Here is an 865-nt window from a genome sequence, read left to right on the forward strand (position 1 = left end):
TCTGTCGTACCCGTCGTTGAGCCGTCGGTAGTACCTGTGGTTGAGCCGTCAGTGCCGCCCGTGGTTGAACCATCGGTCGTACCTGTCGTTGAGCCGTCTGTCGTACCTGTGGTTGAACCGTCGGTGGTACCTGTGGTTGAGCCGTCAGTACCGCCCGTAGTCGAACCGTCTGTGGTACCTGTGGTGCTGCCATCAGTACCGCCGGTAGTCGAACCATCGGTCGTACCTGTGGTGCTGCCATCAGTACCGCCAGTCGTTGAACCGTCTGTCGTACCCGTGGTAGTGCCATCAGTACCGCCGGTGGTCGAACCGTCCGTCGTACCTGTGGTGCTGCCATCAGTACCGCCCGTAGTCGAACCATCGGTGGTACCTGTGGTGCTGCCGTCAGTGCCGCCAGTGGTCGATCCGTCGGTGGTACCTGTCGTTGAGCCGTCAGTACCGCCCGTGGTCGAGCCGTCGGTGCCGCCGGTGGTCGAACCGTCCGTCGTACCCGTAGTCGAGCCGTCGGTACCGCCGGTGGTTGAACCATCAGTGGTGCCCGTCGTTGAACCGTCAGTCGTACCCGTCGTTGAGCCGTCAGTGGTGCCATCCGTACCGCCGGTGGTCGAACCGTCAGTGGTACCTGTAGTGCTGCCGTCAGTGCCGCCCGTAGTCGAGCCGTCGGTGCCGCCGGTGGTTGAGCCGTCGGTGCCGCCAGTCGTTGAACCGTCCGTCGTACCTGTAGTCGAGCCGTCGGTACCACCAGTTGTTGAACCATCGGTGGTGCCCGTGGTGGAGCCATCCGTACCGCCGGTGGTCGAACCGTCTGTGCCGCCAGTGGCTGAACCGTCGGTCGTACCTGTAGTGCTGCCGTCAGTACCGCCCG

The 865-nt window shown here is 63.7% G+C and carries 1 protein-coding gene; it reads right to left on the reverse strand.

Annotation, left to right across the window (positions count from 1 at the left end; genetic code table 11):
- A partial coding sequence (locus tag D515_RS26045; protein ID WP_039850747.1) for a hypothetical protein occupies positions 1-865 on the reverse strand: 865 nt, incomplete at both ends.

Source organism: Grimontia indica, from assembly GCF_000333895.2.
In the GTDB taxonomy this organism is placed as follows: Bacteria; Pseudomonadota; Gammaproteobacteria; order Enterobacterales; family Vibrionaceae; genus Enterovibrio; species Enterovibrio indicus.